This window comes from Piscinibacter gummiphilus (assembly GCF_032681285.1).
Lineage (GTDB): Bacteria > Pseudomonadota > Gammaproteobacteria > Burkholderiales > Burkholderiaceae_C > Rhizobacter > Rhizobacter gummiphilus_A.
This window is the reverse complement of sequence record NZ_CP136338.1, coordinates 44900-69578: the sequence shown is the minus strand read 5'-3', so window position 1 is coordinate 69578 and position 24679 is coordinate 44900. Positions and strand designations below refer to the sequence as shown.

General features: G+C 60.3%; 16 protein-coding genes. 1 reads left to right on the top strand and 15 read right to left on the bottom strand.

Annotated elements, in window-relative coordinates; translation table 11 throughout:
* Window positions 1-2: 2 nt before the first annotated feature.
* From RXV79_RS27855 to RXV79_RS27835, 5 genes are all read right to left on the bottom strand, one after another.
* On the bottom strand, window positions 3-953 hold the full coding sequence (locus RXV79_RS27855; RefSeq protein WP_316704724.1) for a TniB family NTP-binding protein: 951 nt from the start codon (window positions 951-953) through the stop codon (window positions 3-5).
* 37 nt (window positions 954-990) lie between these two features.
* Window positions 991-2955, bottom strand: coding sequence for an integrase catalytic domain-containing protein (locus tag RXV79_RS27850; RefSeq protein WP_316704722.1), 1965 nt, complete (start codon window positions 2953-2955; stop codon window positions 991-993).
* Complete coding sequence (locus RXV79_RS27845; RefSeq protein ID WP_316704721.1) at window positions 2885-3577, bottom strand: TnsA endonuclease N-terminal domain-containing protein; 693 nt, start codon at window positions 3575-3577, stop codon at window positions 2885-2887. The genes RXV79_RS27850 and RXV79_RS27845 overlap by 71 nt, the downstream gene beginning before the upstream one ends.
* Window positions 3574-3774 carry a hypothetical protein gene (locus RXV79_RS27840; RefSeq protein ID WP_316704719.1) on the bottom strand — a complete coding sequence of 67 codons (201 nt, stop codon included), beginning with the start codon at window positions 3772-3774 and terminating at the stop codon, window positions 3574-3576. Before RXV79_RS27840 ends, RXV79_RS27845 begins: the two co-directional genes overlap by 4 nt.
* A 449-nt stretch (window positions 3775-4223) precedes the next feature.
* Window positions 4224-4631 (bottom strand): helix-turn-helix domain-containing protein, encoded by a 408-nt coding sequence (locus tag RXV79_RS27835; RefSeq protein ID WP_316704717.1) that lies wholly within the window; start codon window positions 4629-4631, stop codon window positions 4224-4226.
* A gap of 217 nt (window positions 4632-4848) precedes the next feature.
* On the opposite strand from RXV79_RS27835, the gene RXV79_RS28225 reads away from it, so the two are divergent.
* The gene (locus tag RXV79_RS28225) at window positions 4849-5283 is read left to right on the top strand and encodes a helix-turn-helix domain-containing protein (RefSeq protein ID WP_413816724.1); all 435 of its coding nucleotides are present in this window, start codon (window positions 4849-4851) and stop codon (window positions 5281-5283) included.
* A gap of 263 nt (window positions 5284-5546) precedes the next feature.
* On the opposite strand, the gene mads8 is transcribed toward RXV79_RS28225, so the two are convergent.
* The 10 genes from mads8 to RXV79_RS27785 all read right to left on the bottom strand — a co-directional run bounded on the left by mads8 (window position 5547) and on the right by RXV79_RS27785 (window position 23790).
* Window positions 5547-11123 carry a methylation-associated defense system ATP-binding protein MAD8 gene (mads8, locus tag RXV79_RS27830; RefSeq protein WP_316704714.1) on the bottom strand — a complete coding sequence of 1859 codons (5577 nt, stop codon included), beginning with the start codon at window positions 11121-11123 and terminating at the stop codon, window positions 5547-5549.
* Window positions 11120-12793 carry a methylation-associated defense system protein MAD7 gene (mads7, locus tag RXV79_RS27825; RefSeq protein WP_316704712.1) on the bottom strand — a complete coding sequence of 558 codons (1674 nt, stop codon included), beginning with the start codon at window positions 12791-12793 and terminating at the stop codon, window positions 11120-11122. The genes mads8 and mads7 overlap by 4 nt, the downstream gene beginning before the upstream one ends.
* Window positions 12793-16968 carry a methylation-associated defense system protein kinase MAD6 gene (mads6, locus tag RXV79_RS27820; protein ID WP_316704710.1) on the bottom strand — a complete coding sequence of 1392 codons (4176 nt, stop codon included), beginning with the start codon at window positions 16966-16968 and terminating at the stop codon, window positions 12793-12795. The genes mads7 and mads6 overlap by 1 nt, the downstream gene beginning before the upstream one ends.
* A gap of 1 nt (window position 16969) precedes the next feature.
* Complete coding sequence (gene mads5 / locus RXV79_RS27815; protein WP_413816723.1) at window positions 16970-18388, bottom strand: methylation-associated defense system restriction endonuclease subunit S MAD5; 1419 nt, start codon at window positions 18386-18388, stop codon at window positions 16970-16972.
* A complete protein-coding gene (gene mads4 / locus RXV79_RS27810; RefSeq protein WP_316704707.1) occupies window positions 18385-19032 on the bottom strand; it encodes a methylation-associated defense system protein MAD4 in 648 nt (215 codons plus the stop codon). Before mads4 ends, mads5 begins: the two co-directional genes overlap by 4 nt.
* Window positions 19029-20366, bottom strand: a complete 1338-nt coding sequence (gene mads3, locus RXV79_RS27805; RefSeq protein ID WP_316704704.1) for a methylation-associated defense system AAA family ATPase MAD3 — start codon at window positions 20364-20366, stop codon at window positions 19029-19031. Before mads3 ends, mads4 begins: the two co-directional genes overlap by 4 nt.
* Window positions 20363-22369 (bottom strand): methylation-associated defense system DNA methyltransferase MAD2, encoded by a 2007-nt coding sequence (gene mads2 / locus RXV79_RS27800; RefSeq protein ID WP_316704732.1) that lies wholly within the window; start codon window positions 22367-22369, stop codon window positions 20363-20365. Before mads2 ends, mads3 begins: the two co-directional genes overlap by 4 nt.
* A gap of 28 nt (window positions 22370-22397) precedes the next feature.
* Window positions 22398-22613 carry a methylation-associated defense system helix-turn-helix domain-containing protein MAD1 gene (gene mads1 / locus RXV79_RS27795; RefSeq protein ID WP_316704702.1) on the bottom strand — a complete coding sequence of 72 codons (216 nt, stop codon included), beginning with the start codon at window positions 22611-22613 and terminating at the stop codon, window positions 22398-22400.
* A gap of 526 nt (window positions 22614-23139) precedes the next feature.
* On the bottom strand, window positions 23140-23439 hold the full coding sequence (locus RXV79_RS27790) for a hypothetical protein (RefSeq protein WP_316704700.1): 300 nt from the start codon (window positions 23437-23439) through the stop codon (window positions 23140-23142).
* Between the two features lie 87 nt (window positions 23440-23526).
* A complete protein-coding gene (locus RXV79_RS27785; RefSeq protein ID WP_316704697.1) occupies window positions 23527-23790 on the bottom strand; it encodes a hypothetical protein in 264 nt (87 codons plus the stop codon).
* Window positions 23791-24679 lie beyond the last annotated feature (889 nt).

The window sequence follows — 24679 nt, the reverse complement described above, 5'->3', positions numbered from 1 at the left end:
GCTCAGGGTGCCACTCGTGCCGTCGCGAACGGGTTGGTGGCCATCGTCGCTGTGCCGTTGACGAGTCTGAAGGCCTGCTCCAGGATTTCACGGTCGAGTGCCTTGGCATCCTTGTCGATTGCGACCAGGACAGCTTCTATGGCCAGGGCTTTGAACCGCCGGGCGTTTCCCCCGGTCGCTGCGTGAAGCAGGGCTGGAACCCCCTCGCTACAGAAGAACGACAGGTCGAACGCCTTGCATTGATCCTTGAAGGCTTTGAGGAAACCGTGCCAGATGCCGTCCAGGTCAAAGTCCCTGAAACGCTCGCGCGTCACGACACGAGCGGCGAGCGCGGGGTCGATCCGATCCAGGGCCTCCAGTTGCGAGTTGCCGCTCAGCCCAAGCGCGACGTGGGCCTCGTCCATCAACTCGCAGAAGAATTCAGTGATCTCGTTGCCTGTCTTGGCCGCATGCGCTTTGCGAACGCCAGGGCCGCACATGTGACCCGCCTCATCGACCAGGATCAACCTCGTTCCCTTGGCGTTCAGTGATTCGATGAGGATGGAGCGCTTCGCACTCACAGTCTGATCGCTGACTTTGGGGAAGGGATACCTGAGCTTCGTGAGCGCCGTGCTGACCAAGCGCCCAAGTACCGGCCGCTCCTGCAGACGCAGCGTGATGGCGCCCAGACCCTGCTCAAACAGCGTGGAAGGTGGCAAGGACGCGAGGAAGTACTTGTTGAGGGTCGTCTTGCCGGAGCCCGTCGGCCCGATCACCATGACCCCCTGTGGAACGGACAACTCGCGTCCAAGCTGGAACGCACGGTCTAGTGCCGTGAGCCCATTGCTGAAGGCCGTGTGTGCCACGAAGGTGTTGTCCACTTCCTTAGCGACCAACAGCGCGTGCGCGGAGTACATCGACATGCGACGCTGGTTGGTCTTCCTCTGATCCTCGTCAAAGTCGTCGGGGTCCATGGCGGTGAATTGATAGTGCATGACTGTTCGTGGGTCGTTACATCGCGAAGCCTTCGAAGGCGGGGATATCTCGAGGCGACGGCGCCATCTCCTCCGGCGTGACGATGCGTTTCGAGTCCTGCGCCGGCGGGGAAGCCTCGTCGTCATCGAAGCGCAGCGCGTGGCTCGAAGTGAAGCCCGACAAAGCGCGGAGGTGCGCGCTCTTGAGACGGCGGCCATGGATGGTCCGGCTGTTCCACATCTCCATCAGTTCCACCTTGCCGCGCATGAGGGTCTCATCAGCCCCCTTGCGCGACAACTCCGCCTTCTTGAACGAGCGGATCGCGCGATGCTGAACGATTGAGAGGCCGCGGGTGTACTCCGGTTGGCAGCTGGGAACCATGAGCCAACCCTTGCTGGTCGGGTCTTGCACCCAGATGTATTCGAGGTTCTCCGGGTTCGGCTTGGTGGTCGTCTTGAAGGTGTGCCCGGTCTTGCGTCGCAGGGCCTGCAGTTCGTCGCTGTTGAAGCGGAGATACTCGGTGACGATGCCTTCGTTGCCAACGGTTCGAACGTCTGAAGGCGCCACGATGATCTCGAGCTCCTTCGTGCCCATGGGGAGGGTTGCGGGCGGCAGCAGCTCCAGGCTCTCCGCGAACAGATCGTAGGGTCGGGAAAGCCGCCGCTGGTTGATCTCGAAGGGATGGACGTCCAAGAACGCGATCAGCAGGCCGCGCACGAGGTCCCCAAAGGTGACTGCTGCCGTTTCGGCTGGATCCAGGGGGAGCTCATTGGTGAGCCCTTTGCGAACTCGACCTGCCGCGGGCAAATACCCGAGGATCTTGCCCAGGGCACGTTCGACAAAGGGCTTGAGCCAAGGCTGGCGAACGGCGCAGTACTGCAGATCGATGGACAGCTGGAGCGCCATCTGCCGAAACTGCGGCGAATGGAACTCCAGGCCGTTGTCGAGCACCAGTTCCTCGGGAAGGCCCATGCCGAGCCACTCGTGCTCAAGGCCCTTGATGACGCTGCGCAAATCCTCCTTCGGTGCGATGGCCACACGCAGGCCGCAGAAGGTTGCGGCAAGACCAGTTCCCCAGAAGCTGATGAAGAAGCCGACGACGTAGCCGCTGTATGCATCGACGACCACTGTGAGGGTAGGGCGCCCGAGGGGCATGCCGGTTTTGTCGCAGATCACGACGATGTCCAGCACCGTGTGATCGACTTCATAGCGTTGGAGCGCGCGCGTGCAGCCAGCCCCCGACTTCGAGTAGCGCCAGCGGTTGTTGGCATAGGCCGCTCCGTAGCGCTTCACGTCGAGGACGTAGGGATCAATCTCGCCCTTCAGGCGCTGCAACAGCGAATAGGTGGGCGTGCCATCTGCGGGGTCTAGCCTTCCCTGTTTGACCGCGGCGGGGATGCCCTTCTCGATGAAGACCTGGGTGTCTCGCAAAGATGGGCGTTTGCGAGTGCAGTAGAAGGTTCGCAAGCCTTCCCTGCAGAACGCGAGTAGCTTGAGCGATGTGCGTTTCGATTGTTTCCGATTGGCGTACCCACTGAGCTGCGATGCTGGCGTTCCTCCGCCAAGGTCGAACTTGCGCATCCATGCCATGAGGGTGGATTCGCTTGGAGGAGACACATCGCCTCGCTTCTTTGCGACTTCTTTTATCACTTCCTCCATGGCGGTTCTCATGCCACGCGTGAGTCCCTTGCGCCGAGCGGCCTTGATGTACTCCAGCCTTCGCTCAATCTCCTTCCTCCATTTCTCGGGAGATGAGGTCCATGTGAACAACAGATTTGATGGGGCGTCTGGCGGCTTGGCAGCATCGGGCGTGTCGCCCAAGACGACAGACAAATCTCCCTTGTCTAGTTCGCGCCAAAGCGCCGCTCTTGTGGTGCTCCAAGGCCGGCCCGAAACGCGATCCTGGAATACGAGCGTGCCGTCCTCAAGCTCACGTTCCAGCTGATAGGTCCGATTCCCACGGCGCACAACCAAACCAACGGTCAAACTGAAGACGGTCATCTTGTTCTTTCTCCGGGAAATTGAGGGTCGTCGTGTCTTTGAGCAGCAGGTCGCGGCCCACTGTCAGGACCCGGCGGCCGAGTAGGTGGTACATGGTTTGGAGGGACACGCCCGCAGCGCTCAGTTGCGCGCCCGTCTGGCCACCCTGGTTCTCGCGAACAAGTTGGAGCGCGCGCTCAATCTGATCGGCCGGAGCCGGCGCGCGGGCATAGCGGCGCCAAATCTCGGCACGCTCTTCGCGCTCCGTGTTCAGCTCTTTCTCGGTCACCACGTAGTACCAACCGCCCTTGTCTCGCATCTGCGCGGCGGATCGATCGAACTTCTCTTGGTGCTCGGGGATGTATGGGGTCGTTTTGATTTCGACCACCACGCGTGTACCGCTTCGCAGCGTTACCAGGAAGTCGGGTGTGTGCTTTCTCGTCTGGCCTTCAGCGTCGACATAGTGGATCTGGAATGGTTGGTGCTGGATGTGCGCGATAGCTGTGCACGTGAGGGCCAACCGAATGAAAGAACGTTCCCGGAAAGACTCCCAGTCGATTGGTGCGCCTTGGATGTGCGGCGCGTGCACGACCCCTACGTTGCGGTGAGGCGACCGCGTAACGATTGCTCTTGCCGGCTTCATTTGCGCTCCGGCTGATGAGGCAAAGACTCGTTTTCCGTTTTTGTAAGCGACGGATCGCAAGGCCGGGCTCGCTCGGCCTGTCGGCGTCGGACCACGATCTTGCGGACGGTGCGGCTCGCGATGAAGTCCGAAATGCTGTTGAGCAGATCGTCAAAAGGGTCGTCACGATCGACCCGCTGGTTGGGTTTCTTGGACATGGTTCCTCCTCGGCGCCCGAAACTGGGCGCAGGGTTGCTTCCTTGCGTCCCTCAGCGACATGAGCTGCCGCGAAACTGAGGCAAGAGTTGACCCCTGCGCATCAATTAGTTGACGCGTTCTTGGTCAATCGAGGGAGGGCAACAAGGCAGGCGGCGGCGTCCTGCCTTGACCGAGGGAGTTCCGGCCAGGGATACTTGCGTTACTGTGTTTTGGGTCTTTGGGCCTGGAACTTCCACGGCGAGTTGCTTCCCGAGCACTCGCCGTTTTCTTTATGTGATCACGGTCTGCCCTCCGGCAATGGTCCTTGCACGCCCGTCGACGAGCAAGACGAATCCAGTCCGAGACTGGCCTGATGGAGATACCTCATTCCCGTCTCCCGACGGAATCGAAGGTCGGCCCCCAGTACGCGCGTTGCCTTCGGCCCGACATTGAAGTCGCTCATGTCCGTTTAGGCCCTGGCTACGAATGCCTGCAGGCGGACTTTGGCCTGGACCATTTGTCGCAGACCGCGCTCCGCCTCGGCCACGTCTTCAGCCGCAAGGACCTGAGCCGCATCCAATGCAGCGTCTAGGAACGCGTGTGCAGCGGGCGGAAAGTTTCGAATCACTTCGCGCATGACTCGATCTCGCGCGGCCAGCTCAGCCAGGAGGTCCGCCTCGTCCGGCGTCATCTCTATGGTTCGAATCAACCGCTCGACAAAGTCTTTACCCGGCCCGACCACACGACCACGCTCAATCGCGCTAAGGCGCGTCGCATCAATACCGGCGGCAAGCGCCGCAGCCTTCTGCGAGACGCCGCGTTGTTTGCGAAAACGCTCCAGTGCCGGTGCGAGCCTGAAAAAGTTCTTCGTGTCCACGAGTCAACTTTCCAACCTCGACACGTCAAGCGTCAAGTTCGAAGAACTCGACTTGCTGACATTGATCACCCACCATGGCGCGGTGGATTCATTGCACGCCAGCGAACTTCGTAGGTGGTGGCAGGTTTCCTCCTTGCTGAAAATCTGCCCGTGACATTGCGCGTCGCACCCCGGCTACGCCAAAATCTCGACGCAGCTACGTCGAGTTATCCGATAAATGATGGAAAACCCCAACACAGCGCCTGCGGCTTTCACGATGAACGAACTGTGCGAGGCGTCCGGGGCGTCGCCTCGACGAATCCGCTACTACGTTCAGCAAGCGCTCTTGCCACCACCGGTCGGGAAGGGGCGTGCTGCCCGCTACAGCGAGGAGCATCTATTTCGCCTCCAACAGCTCCTCCCCCTATCCGAGCAGGGCATGTCGGCCAAGGCTCTCGTCAAAGCTAGAGCAATCCCGTTGCAGTCGCCGCTTCGAAGCGACACGCCAACAGGATCAGTCGAAATCCTGGCGCGCCAAAGAGTCGGCGACTTTTTGCAGATCCTGATTGACAGATCTATGTCACCGCTCAGCCTTCAGCAAGAACGTGAACTCCTTGATCAGCTATCACTGCGCGCGAGGAAGTTCATTTCTCGAAAGACGAACGGCCGCTAGTCAAGCCACACGCACGTCGATGATGCCTACGAGAACTGGTGCGCTGCAGTGCCGCCTTCGACGGTTGCTCAGGCCAGCCTCAATAACAAACGTTCATCTGCTGGGTGCTTCCCTATCTCCTCGGGGGCCCGGCACGGACGGCTGAATAGAGGAGCTGCTTCCTCACCACTGCCGACTCGCATCGGTCTGACCAGCGCGCATCGTGAAGATGGGCCGACCCGCTTCTCGGCGAAGAGGCAGTGGAGTGCGACGTTTGCAAATGCTTAGCCGCTGACCGCAACTCGCGTCGCGCCGCCGTGTTGGGTAACGCGAGGTCTACACCTAAGCTTGACAGCTCCTTTGGAAAACGACTCGTCGGTCGCCTTGCTTGACCAGACGTATGCCTCCCCAGCATTCAGCAACGCCATGCGCTCTGGTGTCAGGTTGCCGAGCGCAGCGTTGGCCTTCTGAATATGCTTCAACCAAGCAGGCGAGTTGAACTTGTGCATGATGATTTGGCTAGACAGCTCAATCAGGCTCACTGGTACAGATGGCGGGTCCTGGCTTGCAACCATGATGCTGACGCCCTTGTGTCGCATTTCTCGGACGACTTCGATCAGCCCGGCAACCAAGTCGGGGCTCTCGATGTATTTGTGGGCCTCGTCGAACACCACAAGCTTGTTGAAGCTGCGCCCATCGATCCGCGCATCAGCGAATAGCTGCAGGAGAACCACGAACAATCCGAGTGCTTCATCCTTCTCGATGAACTCGTCTCGCAGGTCCACGATGATCAGTCGGCCCGGTCTCACCGCCTCAGTGAGCGACATGCCGTCTTTGATGTACTCTGCAGCCAGGTCGAGTCGCATCCGCGCCAGTTCCTTGAGGTGATCGGGAACCGACGATGCGTCAATGCCCGCGCGCAGGCCGTCAAGGGTGATGTCGTCGCGCATGGTCTTCATGATGCGCATGATCTGGCGGATATACGTAGCTTGATTGCCTACGGCGCCCATCAAGAACTTCCAGTGCGAAGCCTTCAGCTCTGATGCCGAAAACTGCAAAGGGCGCACTTCGATACCCGGGTACTCGGTCCGACGCTCTTCAACCTTATCTGCCGGCGCGAGGAGCAAGACATCTGCGATTGCCTTCGGCTCGGCGCCGTAGGTTGCCTTTAACGCTCGAACCTGCTCTTCCACCGAGTTTGCTCCCACCATCGATGTGAACTCGGGCTTGTAGTCCATCGTTGGGCTGTAGTGGAAGATCACCGTGGACAGCGGCTCGGGCAGGCAGTTGATACCAGGGATCCGCAGCGAAGCCATCTCTGCCACGCTGCCCAAGGTGTAGCTCTTGCCGCCACCCTGAACGCCGAACAGGCTGATGGTGTGGGTCTGATTGAGATCAAGTGCCACCTTGCGCCCAGACACTTCACCAATCAGGCCGTACTGCGGTGTTGCTCCCGTGGCGCCGAGCATGATGTCGTAAACCACGCGGCTATCGGCAGCCTCGCCATCTTGAGTCTGCAGCTGTATAACGGACGTCCTCTGGGGAGCCTCGTCCTCTGCAACAAGAACCGATGCGGGCGTTTGTCCCGTGGTCGCATCCGCACCCGACTTGTCTGTTGACGGTGGTGGCGTGTCAGTGCCTGCAAACGGCACGGTGCCAACTGGCCGAAGAGCCACGTGCGCCGAGGCGGAAGGTTCCGGCTCCCGCAAGGGCACGCTGGAAACCCCCTCATATTGCATGTATCTGACCTTCGGACTGTCGTCCCACGCGAGTGTTCGATCACGTGGCGGGCTAAGGAAGGCTGCGGTTTCAAATGTAGGAACCGCCGGCGCCAACTCCCTGCGACGGAGCAGTTCCTGCGTGACCTCTCGCGCTGTGTCGGCAGAGCGAGCGTACTGAACGCTGGCCACCGTTTCGGTGTCCGTCACCGCCGATTCCACCAATTGCCGGATCAAATCACTACCGATCCGATAGAACTCGATGCCGTTTTCGTGCTCGGGTAGTTCGGTACCTGGCTTGCTGAAGTCAAACACCACGGCACTTCGTGTGAACTGCAGGGTGTAAGGGCGCTCATCGAGACGCCGAAGGAAGTAGTGAGCCTCTTCAGCTGCTTCTGGCAACACCACGCCGTAGCGCTCGGATCGGTCTAGGTAAAAGCCTAGCAGTGCAGCAAGATCGCGATTCTTGATGGGGCGGTCAGGCCGATCTACGTCAGCCATCCTGGGGTCGAAGTGATAGGCCACGACGTGCTCGGACTGAGCGATCTGATCAGCGATGGACGCCTTCAACCGTGCGTAGGCAGCCACATCGCCCACTTGGCTGTAGCACTTCACTTCGACCAGCCGACATGTCACAACCCGGCGGGCTGGGTCGAGGTCGAACAGGGCAAGGTCAGTCCGTCGGAAGCTGACCTCATCGCCCATTTCCTCCGCGCTTTGCTTCAACGCCTTGTACAACTCCAAGTGCGCGTCCAACGGCACGACGACTTGGTTCTGGAAAACACCTTGGTGTTCGAGGAACAAACGTGAGAGCGCCAAGCCCATCGCCTCGGCTCTCTGGGACGAGGAGGACAGTAGCTTCAAGGCCAACCGGCCGGACAACGATCGAAGCTGATCCAACATCACCAACGCATGTCGGCCCGTATTGGGCAGTCCGTACTCACCCAAGATGGGGATCAGCAAAGACTCAAGCTCAGCGACAGACCGCGAGGTGATCGCCAACCGATGGCTCATCGCGTTCGCCATGTCGGGCGAGTGGTCGATCAGATAGTCTGGCCGTGTGGCATGGCGACGATGGTCGAAGAACTCGATCCCCAAGTTTCGATCAATCGTAAGCACCCAATCACTGACCTCGTGAACCTGATGGAGCATGGCACGCTCATCAGCGGACAGGCTCAAGGCAACAACAGGGCGCGCATGTGGAAGGTATTGACTGCGAGCAACCGTCGCCACTGCGATCGAGACAGCACGGGAAATGCCTCCCATGAGGTCGGATAACGCCTCCGCCCCTTCCAACGGGTGCGCGGCGCCATGAAGTGGACGACGCAGCCAAGTGATGGACTGCTCGTCTTCCAGATAGTCCACGTCGAAAGGCTGAACCAGACCATGGACAAACGAAGAGTCGTCACTGTCCTGAACATCAACAGCTCGGATTTCCTCTGCAGGGAACAAGTCAAATAAGAAGGAGAGGTGCGCCGCATGCAAATCCGGATCCTCACGGAATTCCTTGATCGCACGAATGGCCAATCGCAGCTTGGGGTGCAAATGACTGTTGGTTGGCGTCGAAAAGGCGTCTGCCTCCTTGGCGCTGGTTCCCGAATCTGGCGACAAGAGTTCCAGCAACGCTTCCCCAGTCGAAGGCGCTGCAGGATCAAGCACGAAGAGCCGGATGTCGTAACGCAGATCGGCGAAATCAGGACGTCGTTGGAGTGCCAGCAGTACCTCGGCCATTGCGCCTGCGCGCCCCACGTTGAAAGCGTTGATCGTCAACGTTTCCACATACGGGTGCTGGACCAGATAACGCTGCACGCGCGCGGCAAGATAAGCACTATCGATGGTTGCACCGCCGATGGCTGGCTCTGGCAAGCCCAAGGCAGCACAAACCTCCCCAATCAGGCCACGAGGGTCCTTCTCATCGGTCGCTGCGTACAAAGACCAGAACGGGTTGATGTTGTCGACAGCCAGCGCTGTCCGTCCCAGCTCCTCACCGAAGGGAACGACCGGCGGAAATGCCGCTGGCGCCAGCTGCTTGATCACCGCGTCACGTGTAGGGACCACAAACTCTTTGTTGCTAGCCCGGCTCCGCTCCATCCAGGCCTGTCCAAGATGGCTCCATGCGACATGCCAGTTGGCACGCAACGGATGCGTCGGCCCTAGCAGCACAGCATCTCGTCGCCTGCCTTGGTAGTCTTCCAGCACGAGAGCCACTGAATCGATGGTGAGCGCGTAGCGAAGCTCATCCATTGCTTGCCGCGCAACGGCCGTCTCTGTGGAGCTGGCACGTGCAAGTACTGCGTCGATCCAAGCCAAGTAGGCGGAGGCATAGTTCTGAGCCGATTCCTGAAGGGACAGAAGATCGCTGGCCTGCATGATCAGCCGCCGGTGCCCCTTCAGCACGGCGGCGAAAAACGTCTGCCGTGCCTCTCGGAACCGAGTTACCTCATCCGAGACTGGCCACTTGAAGGACGTCGTGGATCGCGTGGAAACACCCGAAGCGCTGATTGAAAGTCTCAAGCGGTTTAGGCCTTCGGGGTCTTCAAGAAACGCCCGCTCCAGGTTCGCCAAAAGGCTGGACACCAAGACGTTCGCCTTACCCTCCTTACCCAGGCGAATCTCCAAGGTCTCGCTGCCGGCTGTGGCCTTGTTACTGCGTTCCACCCAGCCGCAGCTGGTCACAGTAACGGTTCCAGGGTCACGATCCTGAGTCACGGCCGCAAAACGTGCACGCAGCAACGCATGCATCAAGCTCGCCTCACGCGGGACCGCACGCTGTGGTGGTTCTACCTCGACCTCGTCGTCGGTGACCACGTAAAAGAGGTCGCTTTCGTTGGGGCCGGCGTGTGTCTCCGCTGCATCAGTGTTGAACCGGGTGGGATTGCCCTCTCCGTCCGCGAGAGGGATGCGATCACCGTCCTCGGTCTCTGCATACACCCGCACGTAGTGCCAGCCTTCCTCCCAATCGATCTTGCCAATTGACGAGAAAGCAATCGCACCGGAGTCGGTTCCTTTGCTCCATGCGGCTTTACGCCTACGCAGACCGGTCGGCCCGTTGTCGCGCGACACAACTTCTGCCACAAACCGCGACAACCCTTCGACCTTGGACGGCACGGGGTCAACACGGAAAGAGACACTGAACTTCTTGAGCCCGGTTTTTGAGATGGGCAGCACCTTGTGCCCGATCAATTCAGCCAACCGGGGGTCTTCGTTGTCATCCTTCACCACGGGCAAGTCAGGCAGTGCAACATCGCCGATATAGATGGCATCGGGGTTGACTCCACCGTCCTCGAACAACCACTTGTTGAACGCAAGCGGCCAATTCACACGGTCACGAACGATGGCTTGCGTCCACTCCTTGGGGTTGGAGACGCCGATGCGAGAGAAGAACTCGCCAAGCTGCTTGCAGAACACAGGGTCTAGCAAGCCCAGCTCAAGCGCGCGAACGCGCTCCGTCCTGGTCGACCAGGTCACACGCTCAACACACTCTCGGTTGCGCGCCACCCGCGCAGGTGCGCGCTCGGCCTGCTGGAACAACTCAAAGTCCGGCACCAGAGCAAGCTCAAACAGCGCTGCCCCCATGGCGTCCGGATCAAACTCATTGATCTGGCAGGTGAGCAGGTAACGAGCCACAGCAGCGTCATCGGCATACCTCCACCGGCCGTCACGCCGCCGCGACTCGCTCAAGCAGGCCTCTACAGCCATCCGCAAGTTGGCAGGAACTTGAGCCAGCAACTGCCCATTCAGCTCCGCATACGCGCCATCGATGGAGACCTCTTCGAACGTCGCGACGCCAAAAGAGTCTTCCGCTGAAGCGCGCAGGTCATTCGGCACGAAGACCAGCAACGGGGGCCGAAGCTCATCGTTCGGTAGCGGATTCCGCAACTCAACCAGCTTGGTGCTGCTGACAGCCATGTCCGGTGCCATCGCGCGCAATCCTTCGTCCGCCAGTACCACGACGCTCGCTGCCGGCACGGCAGCCCGCAGGCCACCTGCCAAGCGAACCATCAGCTCCCGATCCAAGTCTGTGACCCGCATGCAATGCCCAAGCCCGCGGGCGGCAAGTAGCTGGGATAGCTTTGGGAGCAGGACCGATTCCAGCGCGGCGTTCAGTTCTTGATTGGTGAGTTCACGCAGTCCCTGACTCATGCGCGCGCTCCTTCGTTTCGTTCTGCAATCGTGTAGCGCGGCACCACGGTCTGGGTCACGTAGGCATCAGACAAATCTCGATAGAAGCCAATCTCGCGCAGGCGTCCGGTAAATGCCTGCACATTGCTGCGCAGTGCCTTGCGTTCGTCGATGGTCGCAGCGCTGAACCCCTCACCGGGCGGCAGCTGATCGATGTAGAGGCCATAGCGTTCGCGCAAGAACGACAGCAAGTCGTCGATCCGCATCTCGCCGGTGAAGTAGCCCTGGTCCCCCCCGGGTCGCAACACCGCGATCTGCAGCAACACTTCCAGCAGGCGACTCTCCAGCGCAAATCGGCGAGGTGCGTTCCGCGCGCGGGTCTGCGCAAGCAGCGCCCCCGACTTGTTCTTCAACATCGTCGCGTCCAAAGACTCGATGATGTACTTCCGATGGAAGGCACCACGCAGAGCCACCAAAATCTCGATGTAGGTGTCGAAGTCCGAGAGCCCCATCTTTGTGATGGCCTCGACCTCTGCGTCAAGGCCCGCATCACCCTCAGACAAGGATTCCAGCAGTCCGGCCAGCCGCTCACCAAAGAACTTGTCTCGCTCTTCCGCGAATGGTTCCCCTTGCAGACCGTAGAGTTCGCCGACCGAGAACACGGAATTCAAGGGCCGAATCAGTTTCCCTCTCCGAACGAGATGCTCAGAAAACTCGTCAAGCTTCTTGGCGACGAAGTACGCTCGCACAAAGCTAGGAACTCGCCGGTAGTAGCCATCTGCGCTGCGCTCTGCCAGCGCTGCAGTAGGAGACTCTGCGCTCCCCGATAGATCAACGAACAGGCCAAGCTTGTAGGGGCAGTCCCCCTGAGGCTCGCGTTGCTCGCGGGGCTTCATAGGGCATGCCGATTCAGCGCACAGCGAGTTGGCGCCCTCCAGCTTCTGCCAGGCAGGCAGCAGCTTCAGCAAGCGAAGGTGATACAGCGCCAAGTGAAACGACAGCAGCACCTTCAGGTACTCCACCATCACCGAGCGCGGCATGAAGGGCTTGTAAAACAGCAGTCGCTGAATGTCCTCGGCCATCAGATCGGCTGAGCCGATGCATACAGGCGCAAACCGATCTCCGCCCGCGCGCGTGTCCGCCGTGTCCTTCCTCTGCGACAAGAAGTGCAGCAGCGTCGCCGTCTCGATGTCTGTCAACGCCTTGTCGTTGAGCTCTCTTGTGAGCTTGTCGAACCCGTCGAAGAAGAAGCCCTTGAGATGCTCGATGGCGTGGTGCCCAGACCTATTTCTTGCGTGATACAGCATCTGATAGAGATGCTGGGCGGCGCCGTAGTCACGGGAGTGCTTCGGATTGCGAAAGCGATAGGTATAGCCATGCAGCGGTCGCGGCCCTGCCACGGCGGCGTTTTTCTTGCCTCGATTCACGATGTCCATCAGGTGGGTTTCCACCCAACGCTCCACCATGTCTCGGTGCTGGGTGAAGCCCAAGAATTTGTCGCTAGCATCGAGGATGTCATCAACGAACTTGTCCACGGTCAGCTCGCGCTTGTCGCGGAAAACGCTCGGATAGCCCCCATGCTCCAACCGCTCGAACAAGCCGGTGAGCACCCGATCCATCTCGATGGTCTTGAAGTCGAGATAGCTGATTTTCGGGAGTCGGAACTCCCTGTCCTTCTTCTGCAATGCCATCAGTTCCCCCTGGCGCTGCTCTCTGCGGCTTCTTCTTGGCGAGCGCTTTTCACCGGACCGAGCAGCAAACGCATCTCTACCCGACCATCGTCATGGCGGGCCAAGCGGTAGAAGTCGTGCCCCGTGGTGGTTAGCAGGATTTCGCGGTAAGGCTGCGCGTTGAGACTGTTCTTGAATACGCCAAGGCAGAGATAAAAACCCTGCATCTCTTCAACGCTAGGCCGATAGCCTTCATTCAGCCGCACCAGCATCTCGAACACGTCGAGGTTGATAATCAGCTCGCTGCTGATGGCACCTGCGCCTTGGCCTTGGTACTGCAGCAGCAGACCGGTCGGCAGGTGTTCAACGAAGCGAGCCTTGGCCGCAAAGTCTTGTACCTGCAGCCCAAAGCCCTCCACGGGGAAGAGCCGGTAGCTCCGAACCGTACCGTGTTCGACCTGCCGCAACTGCAAGGCCAGGCTGGCTCCAAGGCGCTCCGGGCGCTGCAGCCCCTCGCCACGGTTGATGGCATGCAGGATTTCGCTCGTGAGTTCGTCGATAGGCATTTCGCCTCGAACGATCTCCACCATGCGTTTGGCGGAGCGATAGGGCAACATTTTTTCCCAGCTCGCGTCACGCCGCTCAAAGAAATGCTTGCGGCGTGCCATGGCCACATACTCGCGATGCTTACGCGCGCGGTGGCGAACTGACGAGTCAGACACGCCACGCGGCAGGTCGCCGAACAGGCGCTTCAACACCTCGAAGTCAAACTGCCCTCGGCGCTCAAAGCGGAACAGGGCTCGGTCATCGGGCTGAACAAAGTCCAAGCCTCGGTCGAAGCGGGGGTCTTCCTGTTTGCCAACATCCAGGTTAGTCAGCAGCGTCAGCAGCCGGTCCGAGGTGGCTTGCCCGCCACCCATCCAGCTGTTGAAGTAGAAGCTCCGGGCCACGTCATCGTGCTTGCCTGAAGCGTAGAGCGCATGAATGTCGCCGCAGTCGCGGTTGCCAATCAGCATGAACGACAGCGCTGAACGCAGGTCGCGCATCGTGATGTGCAAGCGCCCGCGCAAGTGCGCCATCGTGTAAAGCGTCTTGAGGCGTTCCAACAAGCGCGGCCCGGCGATCTCATCCTGGAAACTGCGCGCGTTGTGCAAGGCGTAGCAACTGTCTTTCAAATCACACTGCTCACAAGCAGCCCAGTTCTCCGGGCGGACAATGCTTCGCAGCGTGCGCTCCAGAATAGACCCGCCCTCAGCATTGCTGGCGTCATCCGCCACAACGCTGCGGAGATTCAGATTCACCACCGCCACGCCAGACTCCGCTTCCCCCGTGGCGAATGCCCGCCGAACCAGGCCCGTGAGCGCCGGGAAATCCTGTTCATGCGCAGCGAGGAAGTCCACCAAGCGGCCTTCGTTGATCGCAATCAGTCGCGTCTCTTGGGGCCTCCAGGACGCTGCATCGTTGCCCTTGAACGGGGCCAGGAAGTCCAGCAGCACCTGGTTGTTGTTCTTGTTGCCCTCGTCTTGGCTGCCGTCGTAGTTGATCAGGTAGCGCTTGCCGTCCAAGCTCAGCTCGCTGCCGTTTGCCAAACCACGATTGACGGCCCCGCCGCGCGCTTCGACCTCTTTCTCCAGGCGTTGCAAGAAAGCGGTCTTGCCGTCACCAGCGTTGCCAGAGATCAGTACTAGCCGGAACTCCCCCTGCAGCACGGCAGGCAATAAGGCACGGTCCAGCGCGGTGTCCACATAGGCTGAGAACCCAAGCGCATCCATGCCCCGCGTACCCGCATTGCTGCGCCGGCTTTGGCTGTAGAGCGTCAGCAGGTGTGATACGAACGCATTTGTGTTGGGTGCCGATTCAGCCAAGGCGGGCTGCCCGCTACTGACAGCCGTCGCCATGGCCGCCAGGCTGACCGTCTGCGCTCGACGCGCATGGCGAACTTCTGCCAGCGCATCGCGGAAATCGACGGCCGCGTGGAAGCGCTCTGCCCTGCGCGGCGCAATGGCCTTGAGCACCACGTTCACCAACTCTGGCGCCAAGTCGGCAAAGCCCGACAGTTCACGCGGATCCGGCGCAGGCTTGTTGATGGGCGGTTCCGTGGTGTCCCACGGGTAGCAGGCGGTCAATGCCTCGTACAAAGTCAGGCCCAGCGCATACAGATCGCGGTCTGCGCGCTCGCCGTTGTGCGGAATGACCTCAGGGTCAAAGTCCGGCGGCAGATAGCGTCGCGAGCCCCCACCGCGAGACTCCTTGTCGTCGGCCCGCACCGACACATTGAAGTCGATGATCTTCGCGCCCTTCTGGGTCCACAAGAGGTTGCGTGGCTTTATGTCGCAGTGATGGAAGCCCTGCGCATGCAAATGCACCAGGCCCTCAATCACCTGCTTGCCCAGCTCCAGCGCATCCTCAGGGGACAGCAGGCGGTCTTGGATCATGTCGCCGACATCGGCCCCTTCCACGTACTCAAACACTAGGAAGGGGATGTCCCGCCCTGGAATCACATCCGCATCCAGCACACGCACCACGTGAGGGTGCTCGGGGATATGCACCAGGTGGCGGTACTCTTTCTTCAGGCGTTCCAGGGTCGAGTGCCTGTCGCTGACAATGAGCTTCACCGTGCGAGCCACATCACCCAAGGTGTCGATCACCTTGTAGACGACACCGAAGCTGCCGCGCCCGAGCTTCTTCTCCACGATGAACTTGTGGGTCAGGCGATGGCCTGCCGCCAAGTTCAGGTAGTCGGTCTGGGCATCATCGACTTCAACGACCTCGGGCTTCGGTGCCTCTGCAGCTTGGCTGGCTGCTTGCGCCACAGGTTGCAGCAAAGCATTCAATGCGGCCAGCGCGGCAGATGCGGTCAGCCGTTGGTGCTCATCAAAAGCGCACAAGCTTTGCAGCCAAGTATCAAAGGCCTCGTTCAATTCCGGTCGCAGTGCCGAAGGCTTGTTGAGGAACTCGCCAACCCGATCCCACACGGTGGTGGGCTCGCCCGCGAACGGGCGCTCTCCGGTGAAGAGTTCGTAGAGGATGACGCCTGCGGAGAAGATGTCTGATGCGCTGGATGCGGCACCCGGCTCCCGGAACGCTTCAGGCGCCACATAGGCTTTTTCCACCAGATCAACAATGTCCGTCGCAATCGTCAGGCTGCGGTCCACACCGGGCTTGGCGAAGTCGAAATCGGTGATGCGCGTGGTGCCGTCCTGGCCAATCAAGATTGCGCCTGGCGTCAGGTTGCGATGCACCACGCCGTAATGGTGGGCGTGGGCCAAGGCCGCCAACAGGTCTTTGGCCACGCGCCACTTCTGGTCCAGCGTCAGCGCCAACTGGGGTCGAGCCATGTGCACCGTCAGCGCCTGGCCCGGTGCATCGTCCAGAATCAGGATGAAGGACTTGTCGTCATCGGCCGGGAAGAAATCCCGCGCTGCGACGATGTTGGGATGCAGCGGCAGCTTGGAAAGCGCCCGGTAGGCATTGGCAATGCGGTTGACCTGCGCCTTGCGCACGTCTTCGGGCTGGTAGGGGTCTGCCTGGTACACCCGCAGGCGAGCCGTGCCACCCGCGAACGCGTTCTCGGCACGAAACTCGGTGTAGGCCTCCGCCGCCCCGAGCTTTTCTTTCACCTGCCAGTGCCCAAAGCGCTGCACGGCGGAAGCGGGCTTCACCACCTTCAAGGCATGCAGGATCAAGCCCTGTTGCTGCAGGATGTTTTTGGAGAAGCGCGCCGGGATGCGCGTGGCATCCTTGAAGTAGCGCTCTGCGTCCTTCAGCTTCACCACCCGATCTGCATCCAGCTGCTCGCGGTCGTTCAGGTGCGCATCGGGCGCGGTGAGCAGGATGGCGGCATCGACATAGATACCGTCCAGCTCATTCCGACCGGGATTGGCCTGGGTCACCAAGCCCTTCACCGTGCGCGCATGGCCGCGCAGCTTGCCCAGCGGCGACGGATACGGCGCGCGTCCCTCGGGGTACCACTTGTTGCCGTACACATCGATGGTGCCGCGCGTGCCCTTCACGTCGATCAGGTAAAGAGCGTGCGGGGTCAGCAATGCGATGTCGATCTCGAAGCGCTCGCCCTGCCGCTCGATCTCGAAGTTGTGAAGCAGAACGAAACTGTCTGGCAAGCGATCCCGCAGGTAAGCGATGGCGCTGCGCTCTGCATCATTAACTGGCTGGCCTACTGGGATCACTTTGGCCATCTCACTCCCCTCCGAGAATTTTTGCTTCGAGCATGTCTCTGGCCTCTTGCTCCCAGACACACGCTTGATCCCTCAACTCACGAGCTCGAATGGCTGGCGCACCAATGTCTTCCCTGTCTTTCCTTGAGGGCCAAGGAACCTGAATTCGCTTGACGCGTAGCTCGTCTGTATGAGGGATGCTGGAGCCCGCCGCTTCCCGCGACAACAATCGCACTCCATGCTCGCTAGACAGCAGCGTGAACAGATAGCCGCCGTCGATGTCGTCTTCCGGGACGATTCGAATCATGTTGTTGCTGCAGGAGAAGCCATCGAGATAGCTGCCTACCATCACCGAGCGCCCAATGAGACCTCCCAGTTGACCTGCCTCCTGCACAACGATCATTCCTTTCTTGAGCAGCAGGCCGTATTCCGCTGCCACGCGCTTCATCAAGAACTTGTCTGAAACAGGAGCCAACTCAAACACATCGCCACCAGTGATGTACGGACTTCCGAACTGGGGATCGGATGCGTACAGCCGCTTGAAGATGCCAGGGATGAATACCTCTGCCGCCTCGCCCAGCGCACGGTTCCCGCCAGCTGCATCAAATGCCCGACGAGACTCTGCGTTCCTGGCGCTGTAGTAGTACCCATCTCCGCGATCTCTGAAGGTGCCGCTGGATACTGCTGTAACGTCAGGCTTGGTAAGGGCGGAAACCGGTGTCGGCGTCCTTAGGCCTAGCCTCATATGCAGGCGATTGCTGGCCTCTTGCAGCAATTCCACGGCCTCAGAGCGCGCGTCAGCAGCTGCATCAACTTTTTCGGCGATGGCGACTTCTGTTCGCGCATCAAACCTGGGGACAGGCAAATCGGCAATGTGCTCTGGCTCAATATGCTGAATGATGGCGCCGTAGGTTCCGGAGACCACCAGAGGCACACCGTAGCGGCTCGACAAGAAAGCGTACAGGTAGCCGGGAGGAATTTGCTCTGGATTCGGCACTACCTTTAGAACATCCTGCGAAGACCACACTCCATCCATATCTGGGCGAACGTAGGTCATTCGTCCAATCGTGCCGGAACAAGAGATCATCATCATCCCAGCGTGTAAGCGCAGGTACGAAAGGCGCCCAGACTCGGCGTCCGAGCGCCGTAGGCGAGGTAACGTGCTGAGATCGGCCAGTAGCATCGAGCCGCTGCTGATAAAAGGCACGCCATACTCGGCTGAGTCCACATAGTTGCGCTTGAACATCGGCCCGTTGTAGATACCGCCAGCATGACCCTTGGTCAGCGTGCTAAGCGCATCCTTGCGTACCTTGAGTTGCTTCAGTGTGTCGCGAGCCTCCAGCGCGCCTGACATATACGGGTTGCAGTCCAGCCGACGACCACCTTCGTCAAGCCACCCAGACCGAACAATTCGTGCATTCTTGAAGCTTGCGAAGCTCATACGGGGAACCACTCAAGCAATGCGTTCCTGAGGTCCAGAAACGCCGGATCAACACAACCGCCAAGGCCAACCCTGGCGCAGAGCCGCTCGTAAACTGATGAAGACAATGGCTGCCGAGTCTGCCGGAGCAGCCAGAGCGCTGCCGCTTTGGGGTCCGTCGGTTTGGCCACCCCCTCGGGCCAGAAACCTTTTTGCTTAAGCAATTCGCGCAGTGATCCGTTTCCTTTGTATCCAAGGGCACTTGCAACGTTAGCGTTGTCACCCTGCCAGAGCCAGTTCTCCAGCTCAGGATCGATGGCGATCACTTTGTGCTTGCCATGCTCCCAGCCGTTCACCGTGAGATTGGCTGCAATGTGCGCGGTAATCTCAGCCCGCTGCTTCCGGTACTCACCGTTCCAATCGCAATCCAAGATCACAATGGCCTTGTCATGCGACGCGATGTACGGGCGAAGCAGTTCATGCGCACGGGTGTAGACACCTTGGTCATTCCCGAGAGAGTCGCAAATCAAGTCGGTTCTTGAGTCGAATTCAAACGGTGAGCAGCCCAGCTTCATATGCCAGTGCGGGTTGCTGAAGAAGCCTTTGACCGCGCCGACCATCATGTTGTCGGCCACCAAAATCACACAAGGGCGCTTGTTCATCATCCAAGCACCCCTGCGGCGAACAAGCTGCCCAAATCGATTTCGCCACGCCACTCCATAAGTCGCGGGTGCTCTTTGCCTCCAACCATTTGCACGCCGCCGCCCTCATTCGGACGAGCACAGACAAGATGCTCAAGCCTTGCTTGTGCCAGGACGACCGGCGAATGCGAGGACACCCACACCTGGCTGTCGTACATAGAGGACAGCGATTGCAAAACGGCCTCGATGGCGCGTGGATGGATGCCGTTCTCTGGCTCTTCGGTCACCAAGATGGCGGGCTGCTTGCTGAGGTAGGGCAGCAGCGTCAGCGTGAGGATGCGCAGGGTGCCATCCGACAAACCGGGTGACGGCACTTTGAAATCGCCCTTGTAGCTGACCACGAAATAGGCATGGTGGTCGTCCTCACGTTCACGCACTTCGATGTCCATGACCTGCGGCAACGCGGTTTGTACATGGGCAATCCAGTCGGCATAGCGCTCGCTGCGGTAGTCAGCAGCAACACCTTCCGGAGCACCTTCCCGCTTCAGTTCCAGTGCGAGCCAAGGGATGTTGCGGCCGTTGGCGGTGATGACCTTGGGCTGGCCCGGTGGGCTGGCTTGGCGCATGGCTGACCAGTTGGGTTCAAGGAACACCGCATCGGTAGTCAGCAAGGTGTGCAGCCACCGCGCAGCGGGGTAACCCGCCTCGGACTCGAACAGCACGCGCGGCATGGCCAGTAGCGTCTCGGGCAGGCCGACCTTGACGGCTTTGGCGTGCGGTGTTTCTGGCTTGAATTCCGACTCGTAGCCAATCTCGCGCTTGAGCGTTAGGTGCCACAGTTTCTTGCTCGCTGCCGTTGCCCCGTGAAAGCCCGCTTGTCGGCGGTCTGGTCCATCAGCTTCGGGGAAGAGGAAGAGATACTCGTAGGCCACCAGCAGTGATTGATCCGCACCGATGCGCAAGCCGATCTCGTAGCGGATGTGGGTCGGCCATTGACGGCGATCTTCCTGTAGTGCCTGCCGCGAGCGCTCCGTGCGTTTGCTGACAAACAAGCCTTCAAGCACCTTTGATTGCACAGCCTCGGGCAGGCGGGCTTCGACAGCCAGCGAGAAGTCGCTGCCGCGCCCGGCGAACACCAGTTCGTTCAGGCTGCCAGCACGCGGCGGCAATTCAGGGCGACGCTCCATGAACGGTGCGGAGACATTGTTGGCACGCAGCAAGTCACCCAAGAGAACGGGCAGGTCGAGCAAGGTGGTTTTGCCAGAGCCATTGGCCCCGACGAGAACGCGAAAGTCGCCGACATCGACGCCCAGGCGTTCGAAGCAGCGATAACGTGTGGCTTCAAGTCGCGTGATCATTTGCTGGGCTCCGGATGTTGGGCGCGGAACTCGGCATAGGCCTTGGCGATTTCGGGCAGGTCGTCGTCGAGGATGCGCTCCTTGCGATGCAGGGTGCGCACTTGCAGGCCGCCGCCGATGCGGACCTTCTCTTCGTGGCTGACATCCACCAGGATTTCTTCGCCGTCAGGGTGGCGCTTGTAGAGCGTGTTGCCACGGCGGTCGAAGCCCACCTTCTCAGCGACAGCCATGAAGACGGGGTAGTCCTTTTTCTGACCCAGGTCTTCTGCCTTGATCACCTCTTCAGGCTTGCGCTTCAGGAAGAGCAAGCTGGTCAAGATGTTCACGTTGGCCTCGACGATGAAGGACTCCACCGGCAAATCGACGCTGGCCAGCACCCAGCAGTGGCGAAGAATCCAGTAGCGGATGTACTCATCGCCGGGGTTGCCCAGGATGCCATCAGGCAAGACGATGCCAGCACGGCCGCCCGGCTTGAGCCACTTGACGCATCGTTCGATGAATAGCACCTCAGGCGACACAGCAGGCTTGATGGCGTTGGTCATCACGAAGCCATCGCCTTGCCGCTCCCAGCGGCGGGCCAGCTCGTACTGCTCCAGGATGGTCTTTTCGGTGACCGGAATGTCCGAGCCAAACGGCGGGTTGGTCATCAAGACATCAATCGTCCCGAGCGGTATGGCTGCCTTCGCGGCCGGCACGCCTGGCAGGTGGCCTGCCGGGAATTCCAGCGAGTTCATGTGATAGAGGCGGCCGAGCGAATTGCCAGCCATCATCACGTTCATCTGTGCGGCGCGAACCAGGAAAGGGTCGAAGTCCGCACCGAACAGGTTGTTGGCCGCGAAGTGGGCCAACTGGTCTCGGATGGAGACGAACTCTTCCGTGTTCTCGTCGCCTGCCTTGATGCGCTTCTCTTCGTGGAAGACCTTGTTCAGGTAGTTCAAGGTCTCGACCAGGAAGCCGCCTGTACCGCAGGACGAATCGAGCACGCGCTCATGCTCTTTGGGTGCCAGCATCTTGACCACAAGACTGATGGCGCCACGCGGGGTGAAGTATTGGCCGCGATCTCCACGCAGGTTGGTGCCAACGATTTCTTGGTAGGCCGTGCCCTTGGCGTCCACATCGGTGCGACCAAAGTCGTAGCGGGCCAGCTCGGAGACGATGAAGGCCAGGGCTCGGTCGGACAGGGTGATCTCTTCGTTGCCCTTAAACAGACCGTCGTACTTCTTCTTCACCGCATCAAAGAGCGGCTTGATGCGCATGCGGATGTGCTCTCGGCCGGCAGCTTCGAATGGCTCGAACGGCCCAACCCAGAAGCGACGCGCATCGTTGGGCTGCTGCTCGTCGTACATCTTGCAGAAGATGAGGTACAGGAACTGCCAGAAGGCAGCATCCTTGGGCATGCCTTCGTTGCCGTGGATGTAGTTGTGGCAGCGGCGGAAAGCCGTGCGCAGCATGACCGGATCGGCACGGCGCAGGCGCCCCATCGAGCGCCCTTCAACACTGAAGGTGTCGTCACCCAGCGGCCAGTCGCCGATGGGCTTGAACTTGGTGTCAAAGCGGGTGACTTCTTTCTTGAAGAAAAAGAACTCCAGGCCGTTGGTCCACAGGCCGTAGTCGCAGCTTTCGACTTCGGCCATCACCGTTTCCAGCACTTCGAACTCTTTGCGTGCCTCTTCCGGATCACGCATCCGATATGCACCCTTGGTGCCAAGCTTGGGCTCTTTCTCCACCACCACGGCGCGGTAGAGGTTGTCCACCATGTGTGGTTGGCCAGGCTTGAAGATGGCGATGTCGAGTTTGCGGTTCTTGCCCAGCACCTTGACCTTGAAGTCAGGCTCCATGTCCTCGGCGGCAATGCCGTATTCATGGATGATGGCGCGGGCGATGCGCTGTCGGACTTGCTCTTTGTCGCTGTCCTTCACCGGGTTGCCGGTGATGTAGTCAAAGACCTTGCCCTCTTCGAGCGCGCTCTCAGGCGCCTGGGCTTCTTGATCAAGGTCGCTCATATCGTTGTTGTCCTGTGCGGAGCGCTGCTTAGACATTGCTGGGCTCCTTGTCGTCAAAGTCATCACTGCTGGCAGCGGCACCGCCCTCGCGAACCCAGGCGTCTACGTCTTCCTTCTTGAACTTCCAGAAGCGCCCAACCTTGTGCCCTGGCATGCCTTTGGCGGTGACCCAGGTGTAGATGGTGTCTTTGGCTACACCTAGGTAGTCGGCGATTTCGTCCACAGAGAGCCAACGGTCTTCCATATTCGCGTCCTAAAGCATCCCGCCGAGAGCGGCAAACGCCGAGTGTAGTCAACCTTGCTCAGGTTTGACCTGGTTTGATTGGGTTTGAAGGGGCGAGGGCGCGGAATTTGCGTTGGCAGATCAGTTGTGCGGCGAAGGATGTAGCCATACGCGGACTGCATGGCTACTTCTTAGCGTTTGGGCTCGGCGGGGCCGAACGGTGAGGAGCCGAGAGTTCAGACATCAATGAACAAAGTTCAAAGATGGCTGGGTATCGACACCAGCGCGTTCTCTCGCCTTTCCGTTGCGCATCAAAGACTTAGCTCATTGTGCTTCAAATCAGGCCGACTTGTCGCCATTTTTCGTGCGTGTTGATAATAAGGATTATCAACATGCGCACGCGCAGGCCTATGCCTCTTCGTCGGTGCTTCCCGCCGTCCTGCAGACCGGCTCGAGATCGGTGCTTTTGGGCGCCCGCGTGTCCGCCCCGCTGGGTTTCGGCCAGGACCATTGCCGGCTCGCCGTGGCGCTCGGGGCTTGCCCCTCGTCATCGTGAGGACGGCTTCTTCTTGCTCAGTTTGAACCCGTAGCGCCGGCCGACCTCCTGCCAGGCCAGCTGGGCGGCATAAAGGGCGCCGTCGCGCAGGTCCGCCTCGATGTCCTTCCAGCCGGCCGGCACCTTGGCACGACCAGACGCGAAGCGCTGTACCTCGATGAGCGCACGGTTCAGTTTCTCCCGAAGCGCTACCCCGGATAGCAGTTCGAGCGCCTCGAGGTCTTGGTCCTCTTGCAAGCGCTCGCGGTAGGCGCGGGTTCTCTCCGCACCGGTCATTGCGCGGTCGCCCACGGGCTTGGGTCCGCGCTTGCGGCGCGCGTTGCCTGCAGGGGGAAACGGCCCAGATTCCATGCCGGAATAATACGTCACAGTGACGCATTAATCGCCGTTGTCGCCCTCTGGTGATGGAGGCTCCCCAGAGCGAACAAGGGCCTGAGCTTCTGAGATCTTGTCCTTGACCGACCGCAGGTGATCGCAGGCGACCTCAGCGCCGTAGCGATGGTGTTCCTCGACGTCGAAGGCGCATCCGAGCAGCATCACGAGAGACTCGGCACGCACGAGAACTTGAAGCGCGTCATCGAGCGCCGTCCAGGCTGGATGGGTCCCCTCTGCGACGACAACATGATGGTCAACGGCACCCATAGCTGCACTCCTTGCTCCGAAGCCCGGTCTTCCTCGTTTGACGACCCGGGACAGAAGAACCTCAAAGGGCTTTCCCTAGCGCCAAGGCCAGCCGGTGTGCCGGGCGTGTTCTTCCAGTCTTTCTCGCGCTAGCGGATCTGCCTCATCGGAGCGGTGTCAGTGGCAGCCGTTAGGTGACCATCCATGGGATGCGTGCGATCTGCAACCGCGCACGGGGCCGGCCTCTTGAGTGCGATTACCTATGAAGTCGCCTATGGCGATGGCTCCGTGAACCCGCAAACGCGGCCAATCGACTCCCACGAATGGTCACCTTTCCCACCAAGCGCCTCGCGCGATCCCACAATCGGTCACCTATGGCTCACCCGAGCGGCCACTTGCAGTCCCGCCGCGTTGACGCTTCCGCAGCCATGAGCAGGCTCGAGTCATCGTGCAGGCGCGCGGTCGGCTGCCTTTGGGGGTGGGCACCAGAGGCTGGGTGTCGGACGGCGGCCGGCATCTGGACGCCAAACATGCCGCCGCATTCCTTCTCAGTGCCGCAATTGGCCCACCACCGCGCCGATCCCGCCGCCGCAACCGGAGCGATGGTGATCTCTAGGATGCTTCTACAGACCATTCACTGCCGTCGTTCTCCGCCAGTGCGAGCGTCGCTAGATCGGGTGGCCCCGGCTGCCCGACGCTGCTCAAGATGCGGCTGCGCTGCGCCTGGCCTCGCCGGAGGGCGGGTGACCAGGCGCCGGCGGCGTTGAACCGCACTGGTCGCTGATCGCGCAGGTAGTTTCACCACTGGTCCAGCTGTACCTGCATCGGAGCGTGCTGTCTAAACCGGTCTCCGCCTGGTGGCTGAGGAGGGGCGCCGCGGTCGATGGGTGGCCCGGGCGGGCGCACCTTG